Genomic DNA, 16,742 nt, shown 5'->3' on the forward strand with positions numbered 1-16,742 from the left:
CCATGAGCAGTCCTGCAGTAAGCGCCTCGCACGGCGCACTCGACGACGTCCTCCACGGCGGGGGCGTCGACGGTCACCATCACGATGGCCACCACGACGACGGATCCAAGACCCTGCTGGGGTTCTGGATCTACCTGATGAGCGACTGCCTGATCTTCTCGGGCCTGTTCGCCACCTTCGCCGTGCTGGCCAACGCCACCGCCGGCGGCCCGACGGGCAAGGAGCTGTTCGAGCTGCCGTACGTGCTCGGCGAGACCATGCTGCTGCTGGTCTCGTCGGTCACCTTCGGCATGGCCATGCTCAACATGCATGCCGGCCAGAAGGGCAAGGTGCTGGCGTGGCTGGCGGTGACCTTCGTGTTCGGTGCCGGCTTCATCGGCATGGAAGTCTACGAGTTCGCCAAGCTGATCCATGAGGGCGCAGGCCCGGATCGCAGCGCCTTCCTGTCCAGCTACTTCACCCTGGTCGGCACCCACGGCCTGCACGTCACCTGCGGCCTGATCTGGCTGGTGGTGATGATGGACATGATCCGTCGCTACGGCCTCAACGACGCGACCCGTCGCCGCCTGTCGTGCCTGAGCCTGTTCTGGCACTTCCTGGATATCGTCTGGATCTGCGTGTTCACCTTTGTCTACCTGCGGGGGGCCATCTGATGTCCGGCGCTCATCATTCCCACGATGCGGCCCATCACGACGCCGCTCACGCCGACCATGGCAGCGCCAAGTCCTACCTGGTGGGCTTCGCGCTGTCGGTGCTGCTGACCCTGGCCTCCTTCGGCGTGGTCATGTCCGGCATGGTGCCGCACGAACTGATGATGCCCGGCATCGTGCTGTTCGGCGTGGCCCAGCTGGTGGTTCAGCTGGTCTGCTTCCTGCACATGGGCACCTCGCCCAGCCAGCGCTCCAACCTGGCCATCATGCTGTTCACCCTGCTGATCCTGGCCATCGTGGTGGTCGGTTCGCTGTGGGTGCTGCACAACATGAACGTGAACATGATGCACCCGACTTCGCAGATGGTGCCGGTGGAATAAGGCCGGCAGTCCCGGAGTTCGGAACAGGGGCGCCTTCGGGCGCCCTTGTTGTTTTGCGTCACCTGGGTGTTCCGGACGGGTTGATTCTCCCTCGGGTTCCATGCCGTCATTCCAGCGAAAGCTGGAATCCAGCGACCTTGATGCGTCCAGGGGAGGGCACTGGATTCCGGCCTGCGCCGGAATGACGGTGAGGGGCAGGGGCCGGGTGAGGGTGCTGCGACGGTTGGGCTGGCGGCCCGAACTTGAACAACCCAGTCATTTAGGTCATTCAAGCCCTCGCGGCCAGCCCGTTCTTCCTCTAAAATGCCGATTTCCAGCACGGCTGCATCCCATGACCCCCTTGATTTTCGTCACCGGCGGTGTGGTGTCCTCGCTTGGCAAGGGCATCGCCGCGGCGTCGCTGGCTTCCATCCTGGAAGCGCGTGGCCTCTCGGTCACCATGATGAAGCTCGATCCGTACATCAATGTGGATCCGGGCACCATGAGCCCCTTCCAGCACGGCGAGGTCTATGTGACCGATGATGGCGCCGAGACCGATCTGGACCTCGGTCACTACGAGCGCTTCGTCAACACCCGTCTCACGGGCAAGAATTCCATCACCACGGGCAAGATCTACGAATCGGTGATCCGCAAGGAGCGCCGCGGCGACTACCTGGGCGCCACCGTGCAGGTGATCCCGCACATCACCGATGAGATCAAGCACTGCATCCACGAGGCCACCCGCGGCTTCGACGTGGCGCTGGTCGAGATCGGTGGCACGGTGGGCGACATCGAGTCGCTGCCGTTCCTCGAGGCCATCCGCCAGCTGCGCATCGAGCACGGTCCGGAAAAGTGCCTGTTCATGCACCTGACCCTGGTGCCGTACATCAAGGCCGCCGGCGAGATCAAGACCAAGCCGACCCAGCATTCGGTGAAGGAGTTGCGCTCCATCGGTATCCAGCCGGACGTGCTGCTGTGCCGCTGCGAGCAGCCGCTGCCCGACGGCGAGCGCCGCAAGATCGCCCTGTTCACCAACGTGCCCGAGAACGCCGTGATCAGCGCGGCCGACGTGGACATCATCTACAAGCAGCCGCTGTGGCTGCACAAGCAGGGCCTCGACGAGATCGTGGTCAAGCGCCTGGGCCTGCAGGCCGGCCCGGCCGACCTGTCCTCGTGGCAGCGCACGGTCGATGCGGTCGAGCATCCGAAGGACGAAATCACCGTCGCCATCGTCGGCAAGTACGTCGAGCACAAGGACGCCTACAAGTCCCTGGGCGAGGCGCTGCGCCATGGCGGCATCAAGCAGCAGACCCGCGTCAATCTCAACTGGGTTGATTCGGAGCAGGTCGAGGCCGAAGGCGCCGCCAAGGTGCTGGGCAGCGCCGACGCCATCCTGGTGCCGGGCGGCTTCGGCAAGCGCGGCTTCGAGGGCAAGGTGCTGGCCGCCCGGTACGCCCGCGAGAAGGGCGTGCCGTACTTCGGCATCTGCTACGGCATGCACGCGGCAGTGGTGGACTTCGCCCGCAGCGTGGCCGGTCTCACCGATGCTGATTCCAGCGAGAACGACCGCAACACGCCCAACCCGGTAATCGCCCTCATCACCGAATGGACCACCGCTTCCGGCGAAGTGGAGCAGCGCAACGAGCGCTCCGACCTGGGCGGCACCATGCGCCTGGGTGCCCAGGAGTGCCGCCTCAAGGCCGGTACCCTGGCTCGCCAGCTGTATGGCCAGGACGTGGTGCGCGAACGCCATCGCCACCGCTACGAATTCAACAACCGCTACCGCCAGCCGTTCGAAGACCTGGGCCTGGTGATCTCGGGCAAGTCGATGGACGACCTGCTGGTCGAGATCGTCGAGCTGCCGCAGCAGAAGCACCCGTGGTTTCTCGGCTGCCAGGCGCACCCGGAATTCACCTCCACCCCGCGCGACGGCCACCCGCTGTTCATCGGCTTCGTGCAGGCGGCCCGCGAGTTCAAGGCGGTGCGTGAAGGCGACCGCCTGGCCAAGGAGTCCGTGGCATGAAGTTGTGTGGATTCGAGGTTGGCCTGGACCAGCCGCTGTTCCTGATCGCCGGCCCCTGCGTGGTCGAATCCGAGCAGCTGCAGATGGACACGGCCGGAAAGCTCAAGGAAATCACCGGCAAGCTCGGCATCAACTTCATCTTCAAGTCCAGCTTCGACAAGGCCAACCGCTCCTCCGGCACCAGCTTCCGCGGTCCGGGCATGGAAGCGGGCCTGAAGATCCTGGCCGAGGTGAAGCGCCAGCTTGGCGTGCCGGTGCTGACCGACGTGCACGAGTACACCCCGATGAACGAGGTGGCCGCGGTGGTCGACGTCCTGCAGACGCCGGCCTTCCTGTGCCGCCAGACCAACTTCATCCAGAACGTGGCGCGCGCAGGCAAGCCGGTGAACATCAAGAAGGGCCAGTTCCTCGCCCCCTGGGACATGAAGAACGTGGTCGAAAAGGCCAGGGCCGTCGGCAACGACGACATCCTGGTGTGCGAGCGCGGCGCCAGCTTCGGCTACAACAACCTCGTCTCGGACATGCGCTCGCTCAGCGTGATGCGCGACACCGGCTGCCCGGTGGTGTTCGACGCCACCCACTCGGTGCAGCTGCCGGGCGGGCAGGGCACCAGCTCGGGCGGCCAGCGCGAGTTCGTGCCGGTGCTGGCCCGTGCGGCGGTGGCCGTGGGCGTGGCCGGCCTGTTCGCCGAAACGCATCCGGACCCCTCCAAAGCGCTCAGTGACGGCCCGAACGCGTGGCCGCTGGGCAAGATGGAGGCGCTGCTGGAAACCTTGCTCGAGCTGGACCAGGTCACCAAGCGGCACGCGTTCCTGGAACACACGCTCTAACCCGCTCTGATCCGCTTCGGGGGAGGCGAATGAAGCGAAGCCCCCGGAGATCAGGCAGGATATTTCCCCCTCGCTTCATTCACCTCATCAAGCTACGGACCCCATGAGCACCGAAATCACCCGTATCCACGCACGTGAAATCCTCGATTCCCGCGGCAATCCCACGCTTGAAGCGGAAGTGACCCTGGCCGGCGGCGGTTTTGGCCGTGCAGCGGTGCCGAGTGGTGCGTCGACGGGTTCGCGCGAGGCGGTGGAGCTGCGTGACGGCGACAAGTCCCGCTACCTGGGCAAGGGCGTGAAGAACGCCGTGCTCAACGTCAACAATTCCATCGCCAGCGAGCTGAAGGGTTTCGACGCCGCCAACCAGGGCGGCCTGGACGCCAAGCTGATCAACCTCGACGGCACCCCGAACAAGGGCAAGCTGGGCGCCAACGCCATCCTCGGTGTCTCCATGGCTGCCGCGCACGCCGTCGCCGCGCAGAACCGCCAGCCGCTGTGGCAGTACCTGGCCACCATCAACGGCACCACCGGCAAGCCGGGTGCGCTGCCGGTGCCGATGATGAACATCATCAACGGCGGCGCCCACGCCGATAACAACGTCGATGTGCAGGAGTTCATGATACTGCCGGTGGGCGTGTCCAGCTTCGCCGAGGCGCTGCGCGCCGGCGCCGAGGTGTTCCATGCGCTCAAGAGCGTGCTCAAGGGCAAGGGCCTGAACACTGCGGTGGGCGACGAGGGCGGCTTTGCGCCGAACCTGCGTTCCAACATCGAGGCGCTGGACACCATCCTTGAGGCGGTCAACAAGGCCGGTTACAAGGTCGGCAGCGAAATCCTGCTTGGCCTGGACGTGGCCAGCTCGGAGTTCTTCAAGGACGGCAAGTACGACCTGGAAGGCGAGGGCAAGGTCTACACCCAGGCGCAGTGGGTCGACGTACTGGCCAGCTGGGCCAAGCAGTACCCGATTGTCACCATCGAGGACGGCATGGCCGAAGGCGACTGGGACGGCTGGAAGCTGCTGACCGACGCCATCGGCAAGAACGTGCAGCTGGTGGGCGACGACCTGTTCGTCACCAACCCGAGCATCTTCAAGGAAGGCATCGACAAGCACATCGCCAATGCCATCCTGATCAAGGTGAACCAGATCGGTACGCTGTCGGAGACGCTGGAAGCCATCGCGATGGCCGACGCTGCCAAGTACGCGGCAATCGTTTCGCACCGCTCGGGCGAAACCGAAGACACCACCATCTCCGACATCGCCGTGGCGACCACCGCGACCCAGATCAAGACCGGCTCGCTGTGCCGCACCGATCGCGTGGCCAAGTACAACCAGCTGCTGCGCATCGAGGAAGCGCTGGGCTCGGCGGCACGCTACGCCGGCCGCGACGCGTTCCCCAACCTGGCTCACCTGCCGGGCTGATAGGAGCGCATACCGCCCATGCTGCGCTGGGTCGCCCTGGTCCTGGTCCTGCTGCTGATCGCCCTGCAGATGAAACTGTGGGGCGGCAACGGGGGCGTGCACGAGGTGCAGGCCTTGCGCGCCGCCGTGCAGAAGCAGGGTGAGGACAATGACAAGCTGACCCAGCGCAACCAGGCCCTGGGCGCGGACGTGGATGACCTCAAGCACGGCGAACAGGCCGTCGAGGCGCGTGCACGTGCCGAGCTGGGCCTGATCAAGCCGGGCGAAACGTTCTACCAGGTCGTCGAGAAGCCAGGCGCCCAGGCGCCCGCTTCCAGCACGAGCAGCGGGGGCCAATGAGCGGCCCCCTGTGGTGCGTGGTGCCGGCGGCGGGGCGCGGCACCCGTGTTGGCGGCGACATTCCCAAGCAATACCTGCCGCTGGCGGGCCGGCCGTTGATCCTGCACACGCTGGAGCGCCTCGCGGCACACCCGCAGGTGGCTGGCCTGATGGTGGTGCTGGGTTCGGCCGACGACCAGTGGCCGGGCACCACCACCTTGTCCGGCAAGCCGGTGCTCACCTGCCTGGGTGGTACCGAGCGCTGCGACTCCGTGCTGGCGGGCCTGCGTGCGCTGCCGCCCGAGGTAACCGACGAGGCCTTCGTGCTGGTGCACGATGCCGCGCGCCCCTGCGTGCGCGAGCGCGACATCGCCCGCTTGATCGAGCTTGGCATACTGGCGGGCGGTGGCCTGCTGGGCGCGCCGTTGCGCGACACGCTCAAGCGTGCCGGCGGCGATGGCCGCAGCCACGAGACCGAGCCGCGCGATCACCGCTGGCGTGCCTTCACGCCGCAGATGTTCCGCCGCGGCGAATTGTCGGCGGCGTTGCTGGCAGCCTCGTTGGCCGGTGTTACGGTGAGCGACGAGGCGATGGCCATGGAACGCGCCGGCTTCGCGCCACTGCTGGTCGAAGGTGCCGAGGACAATATCAAGGTGACCACGGCCACCGACTTCGCGTTGGCCGAGTTCCTGTTGCCACGAACGAAATGAGGAAGGCGCCCATGATGCGTATCGGCCAGGGTTTCGACGTCCACGTGTTTGGCGAGGGCGACCACGTCATGCTCGGTGGCGTGCGCGTGCCGCACAGCCGGGGCGTGGTGGCGCATTCCGATGGCGACGTGGTGCTGCACGCCCTGTGCGATGCCATCTTCGGCGCCCTGGCGCTGGGTGATATCGGTCGTCATTTTCCGCCGAGCCAGGAGCAGTGGCGCGATGCCAATAGCCGCGTCTTCCTGCGCCATGCCGGCAAGCTGATGCGCGAGCAGGGCTATGCGCTGGGTAATGCTGACGTCACCGTGATCTGCGAGTCGCCAAAGGTGGGCCCGCATGCGCTGGCCATGCGCGAGGCCGTGGCCGAGGAGCTCGGCTGCGAGGTGAGCCAGATCAGTATCAAGGCCACCACCACCGAAAAGCTCGGTTTCACCGGCCGCGGCGAAGGCATCGCCGCCCAGGCCTGCGTGCTGCTGGTGCTGGCCTGAGGCAGGCGCGTCGGGCCGCTTTCTCGGCTCCGCCACGCCACAGCTGATTCAATGACGCCGGGCGAAGGCCTGGCGGAACTTTCTGTTTGATGGAGACCGGCTGCGCCGGTGGAGTCCCATGTCTGATCTCGAACTGCCCTACGCCTACGGCAACCCGCCCCTGACCGCCGTGCTGCGCGCTGCGCCGGAAGACTTCCAGGTGGAGGAAATCCTCGGTTACGACGCCGATGGCGAGGGCGAGCACGCCTTGTTGTGGGTGGAAAAGCGCGGCGCCAATACCGACTGGGTCGCCCGCGAGTTGGCGCGCTTTGCCGAAGTACCGCCGCTCAATGTCGGCTATGCCGGCCTGAAGGATCGACATGCGGTGACGCGCCAGACCTTCTCCGTGCAGTTGGCCGGCAAGCCCGACCCGGACTGGTCGGCCTTTCCGCACGCCGACGTGAAAGTGCTGGCCGCCACCCGCCACAAGCGCAAGCTCAAGCGCGGAGCCTTGCGCGGCAACCGCTTTGTACTGGTGTTGCGCGAGGCGCACGGCGATCGGGCCGTGGTCGAGCAGGTGCTGCAGCAGATCAGCCGCCGCGGCGTGCCGAACTATTTCGGCGAGCAGCGTTTCGGTCGTGAAGGCGGCAACGTGGCGCTGGCCAGGGCGATGTTCGCCGGCCGCCGTTTCGACCGCGACAAGCGCCACTTCCTGCTGTCCGCCGCGCGTTCGCACATCTTCAATGCGGTGCTGGCGGCGCGCGTGGAGCAGGGCGGCTGGGATACGCCGATGGAAGGCGAGATCTGGGCGCTGGCCGGTTCGCGCTCGTGGTTTGGCCCCGAGCCGTTCGACGCCGTGCTGTCCGAGCGCCTGGCTAGCGGTGACATCCATCCGTCGGGTCCGCTGTGGGGGCGTGGCGAGACGCCCGCCAAGGGCGACGTGGCGGCGCTGGAGAATGCGGTGGCCGGCGAAAACGCCGACCTGGCTGAAGGCCTGGTCGCCGCCAAGATGGACCAGGAGCGCCGCGCGCTGCGCATGATTCCGCAGAACCTGAGCTGGCGCTGGCTGGAGGGCGACGCCCTGGAGCTGAGCTTCGAGCTGCCGGCTGGCGCCTATGCGACGACGGTGGTGCGCGAGCTGGCGCGCACGTGAATCGGGTTCCCTCTCCCCGCCGGCGAGGCGGAGTGGGCGGACTCAACCCTTCAGCAACACCACCACCGCGCCGGTGCCACCCTGCATCGGCCTCGCCGAGGCGAACGCGACCACATCGTCGCGTCGCCGCAGCATGCGATCGGTGAGCGCCTTGAGTACGGGCCCCGTGGAGCGCGAACGCAGGCCCTTGCCGTGCACGATGCGCACGCAACGGATGCCGCGTTGCTTGGCCTCGGCCAGGAAATCGGCGATGCAGGCCTGTGCGGCGGCAGCGTTCATCTGGTGCAGGTCGATGTCGTCCTGCACGCTGAACTGGCCACGCTTGAGTTGCCGCAACAGCTTGGGCGAATAGCCGTCCCGCAGATAGCTGAGTTCCTCGCCCACTTCGAGCAGGGTGGGGTCGAAGGCCATGTCCAGCAGTTCGCCCGGCACTGCCGCCTCGTCGGCTTCGAACATGTGCGCCCGGGGCTCCGGCCGCGGGGCGGCGGGTGGCGCGGCTACCGGCTCGAGCGGCTTGACCTCGCCGATCGCCTCGCGGAACAGCCGGGCGTCGTCGTCGGTGACCTGGGCGGGCGGACGGTGTTTCATGCGGACATCCTAATGCACTCGGGGCGGACTGGCGTCGCGACGGGGCTGAGCCGGCGGGCGCTTTTTCGAACGCCGACGTATGGCCAAAGCGTGCGGCCTGCAATGTGAAACCACCGCGCCGCTCCGGTAGACTTCAGGCCTCACCCGGTGTTTCCCCGCAAGGCGGAGGCGCTGCGACTGGCTTTGAACGGATCATCATGCGAGTTCTGGTTTCCAACGACGACGGCGTGGATGCCCCCGGTATCCGCGTGCTCGCCGAGCGCCTCGGCGCGGTCGGCCAGGTAACGGTGGTGGCGCCCGACCGCGACCGCTCCGGTGCCAGCAATTCCCTCACGCTCGACGCGCCGATCCGCGTGCTGCAGATGGACAACGGCTATTACCGCGTCGCCGGCACGCCGACTGATTGCGTGCATCTCGCGCTGGCCGGCATGCTCGATTACGAGCCCGACATCGTGGTTTCCGGCATCAACAATTCGGCCAACCTCGGCGACGACGTGATCTATTCCGGCACGGTGTCGGCGGCGATGGAAGGCCGTTTCCTCGGTCTGCCCGCCATCGCGGTGTCGCTGGTCAGCAGGGATCACCACGGCATCCACTACGACTCGGCCGCCAATGCGGTGCTGCTGCTGATGCAGCGCCTGCTGGTCGATCCGCTGCCGGCCGACACCATCCTCAACGTCAACGTCCCCGACCGTCCGTGGGACGAGATCCACGGCTTCGAGGTCACTCGCCTGGGCAAGCGCCATCGTTCCGCGCCTTGCATCAAGCAGACCGACCCGCGCGGCAAGACCATCTGGTGGATCGGCCCCGCGGGCGACGTGGACGATGCCGGCCCCGGCACCGACTTCAACGCGGTGCGTCGTGGCTACGTGTCGGTGACGCCCATCCATGTCGACCTCACGCGCTTCCAGGCGCTGGAAAAGGTCAGCAGCTGGGTCGGTGCACTGAACGAGGCCGTTGCCGGCAGCAAGTCGGCGGACGAGGCGGCGTGAGGGCATGAACGTGCATCCGTTGCCGCCATCCGCACTGAAAGGCGAGGGCATGACCTCGCAGCGTGCGCGCGACCGCCTGGCCACCAAGCTCAAGGAAGAGGGTATCCGCGACCAGCGCGTGATCGACGTGATCCGCAATACGCCGCGCCACCATTTCATTGACCAGGCGCTGCACTCGCGCGCCTACGAAAACACCGCGCTGCCGATTGGCCATGGCCAGACCATCTCCCAGCCGTGGGTGGTGGCGCGCATGACCGAGGCGCTGCTGGAGTTCGGCGTGCCGCAGAAGGTGCTGGAGATCGGTACCGGCTCGGGTTACCAGGCGGTGGTGCTGGCGCAACTGGTGCCCCAGGTCTACACGGTCGAACGCATCGAGGAACTGCTGCGCCAGGCGCGTCGCCGTTTCCGCCAGCTGGGCCTGAGCAACATCCGCTCGCGCCATGACGACGGCAAGCTGGGCTGGGCCGACGAGGCGCCGTTCGACGCCATCATCCTCACCGCCGCCGGCGATGCGATCCCGCACGCCGTGCTCGACCAGCTCAGCCCGACCGGCGTGCTGGTCGCCCCGGTGGGTTCGCCCAGCAACCAGATGCTGATCCGCATGCGCGGCGACGGGCAGGGCGATTTCATCCAGGAGGAGCTGGCCGCGGTCAGTTTTGTGCCCCTGCTCGGTGGCATCGGCTGATGCACCACGGCCTACAAGGAAACCCGTAAGCATGCGTCTGTTTGGACCGCTCTATGCGCGCGCACTGACCTGGGCGCGCCACCCCAAGGCCGTGTACTTCCTGTGCGGGCTGAGCTTCGTCGAAGCCTTCATCTTCCCGATCATGCCGGAAGTGATGCTGGCGCCGATGATGCTCGGCAAGCGCCACAAGGCGTTCTTCTACGCCAACATCAGCCTGCTGTTCTCGCTGCTGGGCTCGCTGGTGGGCTATGCGTTGGGCCACTGGGCCTTCCAGGCGCTGTCGCCCCTGCTCGACAGCCTGCACCTGCTGGCGCCGATCGAAACCGGCGTGGCCAACCTGCGCATCCAGATGAACCAGCATTGGCTGGGCTTGATGGTGGTGCTGGCGCTGGCCGCGCTGCAGCCGGTGGTGCCGATGAAGTTCGTCACCTGGGCGGCGGGCATCGTGGGCGTGCCGATCATCCCGTTTCTGGTATGCATGGCCGTGGGCCGCGGCAAGCGCGTATGGCTGCTGGCCCTGCTGATCCGCCTGTTCGGCGAGCGCGCCGAGCGCATCCTGCACAAGCACATCGAGCGCATTGGCTGGGCCGCACTGATCATTCTTGCCGGTCTGCTGGTGTGGTGGCTTTGCTCGCGCTGAATGCCGGCCATCGTGCTCACGGGCCGGCGGGTGTTCTTCGCATGAAAAACATGTTTCGCCTCGTTATGCTGGCGCCCATGAATGGATATCTCCGGACATTCGCACTGAGCTCGGCCGCACTGGCGCTGGTCGCCTGCGGCACGCAGCGCTCTGTCGTGGTCCAGTCGTCCGCGACCAATGCCTCCTCGGTGGCACCGGCCAGCCGCCCGGCGCCGGGTGGCAGTTACCGCGTGATGAAGGGCGACACGCTGTATTCCATCGCGTTCCGTAACGGGGTGGATTTCCGCGACCTCGCCAGCTGGAACCATATCGACGCGCCGTACACGATCTGGCCGGGCCAGGAGCTGAAGCTCGCTCCGGCCGGTTCCAGCCGGCCTCCGGCGCCGGCCACGCGCAACATGACCGGCGTGGTGGTTGGCAGCAGCGCTCCGCACGTCGCGCCACCGGTTCCCGCACCGAGTGCGCCGCCCGCACAAACCCAGCAAGGCTTCCAGCCGGCAGCGGCCGCCACCGTGGCTACGGCCGAACCCGCGCCGGCGAACCCGGCGCCCGCGGCCAGCACCACGCCGGTGGTACCGGTCGCTGGCGCGCCTGCGGCCACGGCCAGCAACACGCCTCCGCCTGCGCCGGCCACACCGGCCGCCCCGGGGGCTACCCGCAGCAATGGCGGCGTGACCTGGCGCTGGCCGGCCGATGGCCAGCTGATCAAGCGCTTCCAGTCCGGTGATGCCATTCCGGGTATCGAAATCAGCGGCAAGTCGGGTGACCCAGTGCGCGCTGCGGCCGACGGCGTGGTGGTGTACAGCGGCAATGGCCTGGTGGGCTACGGCGAGCTGGTCATCGTCAAGCACAACGACAGCTACCTGTCGGCCTATGGCCACAACAGCAAGCGCCTGGTGAAGGAAGGCCAGCGCGTGACCGCCGGCCAGCAGATCGCCGAGATGGGCTCCACGGGGGCGTCGCGCGATGAGCTGCAGTTCCAGATCCGCAAGGACGGCAACCCGGTCGACCCGATGGGCTACCTCCCGTCCCGCTGACGCTCCCACGGCGTTCCTGAGCTTCGTACAGCACGGAAGGGCGAGGCCCACCAGGACGGCGGGCGCATGCTGTTTTGCTCTGTGTGGGAGCGCACCCTGTGCGCGAAAAGCCTACCGAGCGAGGTCGCCATGGTCGCGCCCGGGCTTCCTCGCTGGGCGCTCAGGCGGGCAGGATGAACGCCGCGACCACGCGGCGGTTCTCGCCGGCGAGCAGGTCATAGGTGCGCGCGGCGGCGGCGTTGTCCATCACTTCCACGCCCACGCCCTTGCGCAGCAGGCCGGCCATGAACGCGGCAGCGGGGAACACCTGGCGTTCGCCGGTGCCCAGCAGCACCACCTCGGGCTTGAGTTCGAGGATGGCCGCGACGTGGCTGTCGTTCAGTTCGCTGGAGGCCGCCACCGGCCAGTTTTCCACCGCCTTCTGGGGCGACAGCAGGAAGCTGGCGGTCAACTCGCGGTCGACCACGGTGATGCTGCGTGCGGCCACGCGGCGCACGAACAGGTAGCTGCCGGGGCGGTCGAGCGTGAGGTCCATCGGGAACGGCTCTTAGCGGGGCAGGGCGAGCTTGGGCTCGTCCTCGTTGCGGCGGAACAGCACCACGATGTGGCCGATCTGCTGCACGCTCTCTGACCGGGTCCCCTCGGCCAGGTAGTCGATCTGGGCCTGGCGCTCTTCCTTGTCGCCGCCGGAGAGCTTCACCTTGACCAGTTCGTGATGAGACAGGGCCAGGTCCAGCTCCTTCACCACGGCTTCCGTGGCGCCCTTGGCGCCGAGCAGGATGACGGGGTGCAGGTCGTGGGCGAGGCTGCGCAGGTAACGGCGCTGCGAAGGGGAAAGTGCCATGCGTTCAGTCTCGGATTCACTGCGATAGGACCCTTAAGGGTATCATGCAGCCATCTCCCCCGTATCTGTGGCCGTTGCCGACCCATGTCTCGCAGCAAAAGCAGTTCCCGCTGGCTGCGGGAACACTTCGATGATGTCTATGTGAAAAAGGCCCAGGCTGAGGGGGCACGGTCGCGCGCCGTCTACAAGCTGGAAGAGCTGATCGACAAGGACCGCCTGCTCAAGCCGGGCATGCGGGTGGTGGACCTCGGCGCCGCACCGGGAGGTTGGTCCCAGCTGGTGCGCCAGCGCCTGGGCGACACCGGCACGGTGGTCGCCATGGACATCCTGCCCATGCAGGGCATCGCCGGGGTGGACTTCCTGCAGGGCGATTTCCGCGAGGAATCGGTGCTGCGCGAGCTGGAAAGCCGCCTGCAGGGCCAGCAGGTCGATCTTGTGCTCTCTGATATGGCCCCCAATATGAGTGGCGTGGCCCTGGCTGATCAGATCCGGGCGATGGACCTGGCCGAGCTGGCGCTGGATTTCAGCCGCCAATGGCTCAAGCCGGGCGGGTCGTTCCTGATCAAGCTGTTCCAGGGGACTGGCTTTGACGAATACATACGCAGCTTGCGCGCAGACTTCACCCGCGTGACCATGCGTAAACCTAAGGCCTCCCGCGCACGTTCGCGGGAGGTATATGCATTGGCCGTGGGTCGCAAGATCCCCGGCAGGCAACCGGGCGAGAACCGTGCATGAATGAAATGGCTAAAAACCTGCTGCTCTGGCTGATCATCGCCGTCGTACTGCTGACGGTGTTCCAGAGCTTCAATCCGCATGGCGCGTCCGCTTCGGATCTGCCCTACAGCAGCTTCGTGCAGAGCGTGGACAACGGAAACGTCGCCTCGGCCACCATCAGCGCCGACCAGCCGGCCACCATCAGCGGCAAGCTGAAGGACGGCAGCTCGTTCCGCACCGTTGCGCCGGTCCTGGGCTGGTCCACCAACTCGGTGGTCAAGCAGATGCAGGACAAGGGCGTGGAGGTGCGGCAGGAGCCGTCCAACAACGGCTTCTCGCTGCTGGGCCTGCTGCTCAACTGGCTGCCGATCATCCTGATCGTGGGCGTGTTCATCTGGTTCATGCGCCAGATGCAGGCCGGTGCGGGCGGGCGCGGCGCCATGAGCTTTGGCCGTTCGCGCGCCAAGCTGCAGGGCGAGGATCAGATCAAGGTCAACTTCAGCGATGTCGCCGGCTGCGACGAAGCCAAGGAAGAAGTGGGCGAGCTGGTCGAGTTCCTGCGCGACCCGGGCAAGTTCCAGAAGCTCGGCGGCAAGATCCCCCGCGGCGTGCTGATGGTGGGCCCGCCGGGTACCGGCAAGACCCTGCTGGCCAAGGCCATTGCAGGCGAGGCCAAGGTGCCGGTCTTCTCGATCTCGGGCTCGGACTGCGTGGAGATGTTCGTGGGCGTCGGCGCCAGCCGCGTGCGCGACATGTTCGAGCAGGCCAAGAAGCACGCGCCGTGCATCATCTTCATCGACGAGATCGACGCCGTCGGTCGCCATCGTGGCGCCGGCCTGGGCGGCGGTCACGACGAGCGTGAGCAGACCCTCAACCAGTTGCTGGTGGAGATGGACGGCTTCGAGGGCACCGAGGGCGTCATCGTCATCGCGGCCACCAACCGTCCGGACGTGCTCGACCCGGCGCTGCTGCGCCCGGGCCGCTTCGACCGCCAGGTGGTGGTGGGTCTGCCTGACGTGAAGGGTCGCGAGCAGATCCTCAAGGTGCACCTGCGCCGCGTGCCGACTGCTTCGGACGTGGACCCGATGACCATCGCGCGTGGCACCCCGGGCTTCTCCGGCGCGGACCTCGCCAACCTGGTCAACGAGGCGGCCCTGTTTGCCGCGCGCGAGAATGCGCGCGAAGTGCGCATGACCCACATGGACAAGGCGCGCGACAAGATCCTGATGGGCACCGAGCGCCGCTCGATGGCCATGAGCGAGGACGAAAAGAAGCTCACCGCCTATCACGAGGCCGGCCACGCCATCGTCGGCCGCCTGGTGCCGGAGCATGACCCGGTCTACAAGGTCACCATCATTCCGCGCGGCCGCGCGCTGGGCGTGACCATGTACCTGCCGGAAGGCGACAAGTACAGCATGAACCGCGTGGCGATCGAATCGCAGCTGTGCTCGCTGTACGGCGGCCGCGTGGCCGAGGCGCTGATCTTCGGCGAAGACAAGGTCACCACCGGTGCTTCCAACGACATCGAGCGCGCCACCAAGATGGCCCGCAACATGGCGACCAAGTGGGGCCTGTCCGACAAGCTCGGCCCGGTGACCTACGGCGAGGAAGAGGACGAGGTGTTCCTGGGCCGCGCGGTGACGCAGCACAAGAACGTCTCCAACGAGACCGCGCGCAAGATCGATGAGGAAGTGCGTGACATCCTGGATCGCGCCTATGCGCGCACCAAGCAGCTGCTCACTGACAACATCGACAAGCTGCATGTGATGGCCGACGCGCTGCTGCAGTACGAGACCATCGACGCGCACCAGATCGACGACATCATGGCGGGTCGCGTGCCGGGTCCGCCGGCCGACTGGTCCAAGAACTCCACCAGCGGTTCCACGCCGCCACCGCCGCCGCCGCGCGGCGATGCAGGCGCCAAGGTGGGCGATCCGGCTACGCAGAGCCGCATCGCCGATCGCTGAGAGAGTCTCGGTGCTACACACGAAAAGGCGGCCATAGGGCCGCCTTTTTTTATGGCCTTACGGTGCTTGTCCGTAGGAGCACATCCTGTGCGCGACAAGATGGATCCGCTGTAACCACGCGGAAGTCGCGTCATCGCTACGCGCTGCCTGATCGCGCACAGGGTGCGCTCCTGCAACGGCGGTCATCGCGTTGCAGGAGGCATGAAATTTTTTGCGTCAGGGTATAGCCGAATGTGAAGACGATCGTTACACTAGGCGGCTCGGGTGAAGCGCTTTCATCGTCGAATGTGAAGATTCTTCGGCGGCGATGAAAAAAATATGAAAAAAAGTATTGACGCACTGACCTCGAATCTGAATAATTCCGCTTCTGGCTTCGGCGCTTTCCAGTACGATGGTTAAGCGACAAGGCTAAAGTTTTAAAAACGCGCCCGTAGCTCAGTTGGATAGAGTACCAGGCTACGAACTTGGTGGTCGGGAGTTCGAATCTCTCCGGGCGCGCCATATACAGCAAGACGTGATGTTCGCATGACGGCTTGCACCGCAAGGCAGTAAACCGCCAGGCGGACCGGACGACAGAGTTTCAAGTTCGGTGTGCTTTGATACGGATTGACTAGGCTAGGCGTCACCCGTAGCATTTCAAAGCTTCAGCCCGCGGAAGCGGTTGAGGGTTCGAAATCGGGGTATAGCTCAGCCTGGTAGAGCGCCAGCTTTGGGAGCTGGATGTCGGGGGTTCGAATCCCTCTGCCCCGACCAGCAGATGCTATGCACAATGTGCACAAGCGCCTGTAGCTCAACCGGATAGAGCATCGGCCTTCTAAGCCGACGGTTGCAGGTTCGATTCCTGTCGGGCGCACCAAACCTAAGGTTTTGTGGTGGATGTAGCTCAGCTGGTTAGAGCATCGGATTGTGATTCCGAGGGTCGTGGGTTCGAGTCCCATCTTCCACCCCAGTTGACCTACGTAAGTAAAAATCAGTTTTATTGGGCCGTTAGCTCAGCTGGTAGAGCAGTTGACTCTTAATCAATTGGTCGTAAGTTCGAATCTTACACGGCCCACCAATTGAATCAGGCACTTAGCGCAAGCTAAGTGCCTTTTTCTTTGGGCGTATTAGCCCTGGGCTAACAAGCCTCGTGGAACTACAGGGATATCAACTAAGCCCGGGCTACAGTTACTAAGCCCGGGCTACACAAGGGACCGCAGCGCTCCCTCCAAATCTCCGGACCGCCCCGCATTCGTCATGTAGGAATTCGCCTACAGACCTTTGGCGCCATCAAACGTATCTTCTTACCGGGGCATCCAGGAGCGTTCATGCCGCCTTGCGTAGGGTGGCGATGAATTCCTGACTAGAA

General features: G+C 65.8%; 18 protein-coding genes and 5 tRNA genes. 20 read left to right on the forward strand and 3 right to left on the reverse strand.

The features are described from left to right. Positions 1-2 precede the first annotated feature (2 nt). The 9 genes from cyoC to truD all read left to right on the forward strand — a co-directional run bounded on the left by cyoC (position 3) and on the right by truD (position 7,927). Positions 3-653 carry a cytochrome o ubiquinol oxidase subunit III gene (gene cyoC / locus DVU99_RS01840; RefSeq protein ID WP_114238497.1) on the forward strand — a complete coding sequence of 217 codons (651 nt, stop codon included), beginning with the start codon at positions 3-5 and terminating at the stop codon, positions 651-653. Further along, positions 653-1,030 (forward strand): cytochrome o ubiquinol oxidase subunit IV, encoded by a 378-nt coding sequence (cyoD, locus tag DVU99_RS01845; RefSeq protein ID WP_114238498.1) that lies wholly within the window; start codon positions 653-655, stop codon positions 1,028-1,030. The genes cyoC and cyoD overlap by 1 nt, the downstream gene beginning before the upstream one ends. A gap of 331 nt (positions 1,031-1,361) precedes the next feature. After that, complete coding sequence (locus tag DVU99_RS01850) at positions 1,362-3,032, forward strand: CTP synthase (RefSeq protein WP_114238499.1); 1,671 nt, start codon at positions 1,362-1,364, stop codon at positions 3,030-3,032. Next, positions 3,029-3,862: a 3-deoxy-8-phosphooctulonate synthase gene (kdsA, locus tag DVU99_RS01855; protein WP_114238500.1), complete on the forward strand. Its 834-nt coding sequence runs from the start codon at positions 3,029-3,031 to the stop codon at positions 3,860-3,862. Before DVU99_RS01850 ends, kdsA begins: the two co-directional genes overlap by 4 nt. Positions 3,863-3,965: 103 nt before the next feature. Continuing rightward, a complete protein-coding gene (gene eno, locus DVU99_RS01860; protein ID WP_114238501.1) occupies positions 3,966-5,279 on the forward strand; it encodes a phosphopyruvate hydratase in 1,314 nt (437 codons plus the stop codon). Between the two features lie 18 nt (positions 5,280-5,297). Continuing rightward, on the forward strand, positions 5,298-5,618 hold the full coding sequence (gene ftsB / locus DVU99_RS01865) for a cell division protein FtsB (protein ID WP_114238502.1): 321 nt from the start codon (positions 5,298-5,300) through the stop codon (positions 5,616-5,618). Beyond that, complete coding sequence (gene ispD, locus DVU99_RS01870; RefSeq protein WP_114238503.1) at positions 5,615-6,307, forward strand: 2-C-methyl-D-erythritol 4-phosphate cytidylyltransferase; 693 nt, start codon at positions 5,615-5,617, stop codon at positions 6,305-6,307. Before ftsB ends, ispD begins: the two co-directional genes overlap by 4 nt. 14 nt (positions 6,308-6,321) lie before the next feature. Beyond that, the gene (ispF, locus tag DVU99_RS01875) at positions 6,322-6,795 is read left to right on the forward strand and encodes a 2-C-methyl-D-erythritol 2,4-cyclodiphosphate synthase (protein WP_114238602.1); all 474 of its coding nucleotides are present in this window, start codon (positions 6,322-6,324) and stop codon (positions 6,793-6,795) included. Between the two features lie 118 nt (positions 6,796-6,913). Next, positions 6,914-7,927, forward strand: coding sequence for a tRNA pseudouridine(13) synthase TruD (truD, locus tag DVU99_RS01880; RefSeq protein WP_114238504.1), 1,014 nt, complete (start codon positions 6,914-6,916; stop codon positions 7,925-7,927). A gap of 42 nt (positions 7,928-7,969) precedes the next feature. On the opposite strand, the gene DVU99_RS01885 is transcribed toward truD, so the two are convergent. Continuing rightward, on the reverse strand, positions 7,970-8,515 hold the full coding sequence (locus tag DVU99_RS01885; RefSeq protein WP_114238505.1) for a Smr/MutS family protein: 546 nt from the start codon (positions 8,513-8,515) through the stop codon (positions 7,970-7,972). Between the two features lie 197 nt (positions 8,516-8,712). Between DVU99_RS01885 and surE the strand changes: the two genes are divergently transcribed. The 4 genes from surE (at position 8,713) to DVU99_RS01905 (ending at position 11,869) form a co-directional block, all read left to right on the forward strand. Then, positions 8,713-9,507 carry a 5'/3'-nucleotidase SurE gene (gene surE, locus DVU99_RS01890; RefSeq protein ID WP_114238506.1) on the forward strand — a complete coding sequence of 265 codons (795 nt, stop codon included), beginning with the start codon at positions 8,713-8,715 and terminating at the stop codon, positions 9,505-9,507. Between the two features lie 4 nt (positions 9,508-9,511). Beyond that, positions 9,512-10,192 (forward strand): protein-L-isoaspartate(D-aspartate) O-methyltransferase, encoded by a 681-nt coding sequence (locus tag DVU99_RS01895; protein ID WP_114238507.1) that lies wholly within the window; start codon positions 9,512-9,514, stop codon positions 10,190-10,192. A gap of 31 nt (positions 10,193-10,223) precedes the next feature. Beyond that, positions 10,224-10,832, forward strand: coding sequence for a YqaA family protein (locus DVU99_RS01900; RefSeq protein WP_114238508.1), 609 nt, complete (start codon positions 10,224-10,226; stop codon positions 10,830-10,832). Between the two features lie 65 nt (positions 10,833-10,897). Further along, on the forward strand, positions 10,898-11,869 hold the full coding sequence (locus tag DVU99_RS01905; protein WP_114238509.1) for a peptidoglycan DD-metalloendopeptidase family protein: 972 nt from the start codon (positions 10,898-10,900) through the stop codon (positions 11,867-11,869). Between the two features lie 160 nt (positions 11,870-12,029). Here the strand turns inward: DVU99_RS01905 and DVU99_RS01910 are convergent, their stop codons facing one another. Continuing rightward, entirely contained in the window at positions 12,030-12,404 is a 375-nt protein-coding gene (locus DVU99_RS01910) for an Mth938-like domain-containing protein (protein WP_114238510.1), read from the reverse strand. A 12-nt stretch (positions 12,405-12,416) separates the two neighbouring features. Next, on the reverse strand, positions 12,417-12,713 hold the full coding sequence (gene yhbY, locus DVU99_RS01915; RefSeq protein WP_114238511.1) for a ribosome assembly RNA-binding protein YhbY: 297 nt from the start codon (positions 12,711-12,713) through the stop codon (positions 12,417-12,419). Positions 12,714-12,797: 84 nt separating this feature from the next. Here yhbY and rlmE point away from each other — a divergent pair, with 84 nt between their 5' ends. From rlmE to DVU99_RS01950, 7 genes are all read left to right on the forward strand, one after another. Then, the gene (rlmE, locus tag DVU99_RS01920) at positions 12,798-13,448 is read left to right on the forward strand and encodes a 23S rRNA (uridine(2552)-2'-O)-methyltransferase RlmE (protein WP_114238512.1); all 651 of its coding nucleotides are present in this window, start codon (positions 12,798-12,800) and stop codon (positions 13,446-13,448) included. Continuing rightward, positions 13,445-15,394, forward strand: coding sequence for an ATP-dependent zinc metalloprotease FtsH (ftsH, locus tag DVU99_RS01925; RefSeq protein ID WP_198670153.1), 1,950 nt, complete (start codon positions 13,445-13,447; stop codon positions 15,392-15,394). The genes rlmE and ftsH overlap by 4 nt, the downstream gene beginning before the upstream one ends. Positions 15,395-15,818: 424 nt before the next feature. Next, a tRNA-Arg gene (locus DVU99_RS01930) sits at positions 15,819-15,895 on the forward strand. Between the two features lie 175 nt (positions 15,896-16,070). Then, positions 16,071-16,147 (forward strand) — tRNA-Pro (locus DVU99_RS01935). 26 nt (positions 16,148-16,173) lie between these two features. Continuing rightward, positions 16,174-16,250, forward strand: a tRNA-Arg gene (locus tag DVU99_RS01940). 16 nt (positions 16,251-16,266) lie between these two features. Further along, positions 16,267-16,343, forward strand: a tRNA-His gene (locus tag DVU99_RS01945). A gap of 32 nt (positions 16,344-16,375) precedes the next feature. Beyond that, positions 16,376-16,451: transfer RNA gene (locus DVU99_RS01950), tRNA-Lys, on the forward strand. Positions 16,452-16,742: the final 291 nt, after the last annotated feature.

The organism is Dyella sp. C9 (assembly GCF_003332825.1).
Taxonomy (GTDB): domain Bacteria; phylum Pseudomonadota; class Gammaproteobacteria; order Xanthomonadales; family Rhodanobacteraceae; genus Dyella.

What these genes read in the sequence shown, in the direction of transcription:
- cyoC (WP_114238497.1), top strand. Translation starts at nt 3, where the DNA reads ATGAGCAGTCCTGCAGTAAGCGCCTCGCACGGCGCACTCGACGACGTC.
- cyoD (WP_114238498.1), top strand. Translation starts at nt 653, where the DNA reads ATGTCCGGCGCTCATCATTCCCACGATGCGGCCCATCACGACGCCGCT.
- DVU99_RS01850 (WP_114238499.1), top strand. Translation starts at nt 1,362, where the DNA reads ATGACCCCCTTGATTTTCGTCACCGGCGGTGTGGTGTCCTCGCTTGGC.
- kdsA (WP_114238500.1), top strand. Translation starts at nt 3,029, where the DNA reads ATGAAGTTGTGTGGATTCGAGGTTGGCCTGGACCAGCCGCTGTTCCTG.
- eno (WP_114238501.1), top strand. Translation starts at nt 3,966, where the DNA reads ATGAGCACCGAAATCACCCGTATCCACGCACGTGAAATCCTCGATTCC.
- ftsB (WP_114238502.1), top strand. Translation starts at nt 5,298, where the DNA reads ATGCTGCGCTGGGTCGCCCTGGTCCTGGTCCTGCTGCTGATCGCCCTG.
- ispD (WP_114238503.1), top strand. Translation starts at nt 5,615, where the DNA reads ATGAGCGGCCCCCTGTGGTGCGTGGTGCCGGCGGCGGGGCGCGGCACC.
- ispF (WP_114238602.1), top strand. Translation starts at nt 6,322, where the DNA reads ATGCGTATCGGCCAGGGTTTCGACGTCCACGTGTTTGGCGAGGGCGAC.
- truD (WP_114238504.1), top strand. Translation starts at nt 6,914, where the DNA reads ATGTCTGATCTCGAACTGCCCTACGCCTACGGCAACCCGCCCCTGACC.
- DVU99_RS01885 (WP_114238505.1), bottom strand. Translation starts at nt 8,515, where the DNA reads ATGAAACACCGTCCGCCCGCCCAGGTCACCGACGACGACGCCCGGCTG.
- surE (WP_114238506.1), top strand. Translation starts at nt 8,713, where the DNA reads ATGCGAGTTCTGGTTTCCAACGACGACGGCGTGGATGCCCCCGGTATC.
- DVU99_RS01895 (WP_114238507.1), top strand. Translation starts at nt 9,512, where the DNA reads ATGAACGTGCATCCGTTGCCGCCATCCGCACTGAAAGGCGAGGGCATG.
- DVU99_RS01900 (WP_114238508.1), top strand. Translation starts at nt 10,224, where the DNA reads ATGCGTCTGTTTGGACCGCTCTATGCGCGCGCACTGACCTGGGCGCGC.
- DVU99_RS01905 (WP_114238509.1), top strand. Translation starts at nt 10,898, where the DNA reads ATGCTGGCGCCCATGAATGGATATCTCCGGACATTCGCACTGAGCTCG.
- DVU99_RS01910 (WP_114238510.1), bottom strand. Translation starts at nt 12,404, where the DNA reads ATGGACCTCACGCTCGACCGCCCCGGCAGCTACCTGTTCGTGCGCCGC.
- yhbY (WP_114238511.1), bottom strand. Translation starts at nt 12,713, where the DNA reads ATGGCACTTTCCCCTTCGCAGCGCCGTTACCTGCGCAGCCTCGCCCAC.
- rlmE (WP_114238512.1), top strand. Translation starts at nt 12,798, where the DNA reads ATGTCTCGCAGCAAAAGCAGTTCCCGCTGGCTGCGGGAACACTTCGAT.
- ftsH (WP_198670153.1), top strand. Translation starts at nt 13,445, where the DNA reads ATGAATGAAATGGCTAAAAACCTGCTGCTCTGGCTGATCATCGCCGTC.